This window comes from Pseudomonas sp. K5002, assembly GCF_013386655.1.
Taxonomy (GTDB): Bacteria; Pseudomonadota; Gammaproteobacteria; order Pseudomonadales; family Pseudomonadaceae; genus Aquipseudomonas.
In genome coordinates, this window is the sequence record NZ_JACARK010001078.1 from 1 (window position 1) to 578 (window position 578).

The 578-nt window shown below is 63.7% G+C and carries 2 pseudogenes; one reads left to right on the forward strand and one right to left on the reverse strand.

Features of this window, described 5'->3' with window-relative positions:
- Nucleotides 1-434 (forward strand): annotated as a pseudogene (locus HX846_RS33335) (class II fumarate hydratase); the annotation flags it as partial.
- On the opposite strand, the pseudogene HX846_RS39980 reads toward HX846_RS33335, so the two are convergent.
- Nucleotides 431-578, reverse strand: a pseudogene (locus HX846_RS39980) (EamA family transporter); the annotation flags it as partial. The pseudogenes HX846_RS33335 and HX846_RS39980 sit on opposite strands and share 4 nt — an antisense overlap.

Here is a 578-nt window from a genome sequence, read left to right on the forward strand (position 1 = left end):
TGCCCGGCAAGGTCAACCCGACCCAGTGCGAAGCGCTGTCGATGCTGGCCTGCCAGGTGCTGGGCAATGACGTGACCATTGGCTTCGCCGCCAGCCAGGGCCACTTGCAGTTGAACGTGTACAAGCCGGTGATCATCCACAACCTGCTGGAATCGATCCGCCTGCTGGCCGACGGTTGCAGCAACTTCCAGGAGCACTGCATCGCCGGCCTGGAACCCGACGCCGAGCAAATGGCCGCGCACCTTGAGCGTGGCCTGATGCTGGTGACTGCGCTGAACCCGCACATCGGCTACGACAAGTCCGCCGAGATTGCCAAGAAGGCCTATGCCGAAGGGCTGACCCTACGGGAAGCGGCGCTGAAGCTGGGCTATCTCACGGACGAAGAGTTCGACCAGTGGGTGCGTCCGGAAAACATGCTGGAAGCCGGTCATTAAGACGCCAATCGTGCACGCCGGGCCCTGAGCCCGGCGAACAGCGATGGCGCCAACGCCACGGTCGCGGACCCCAGCACTACCAACACGGCACCGCCGTAGCCGAGGGCATTGATGTCTTCGGCGTGCACATACTCGGGCCACATC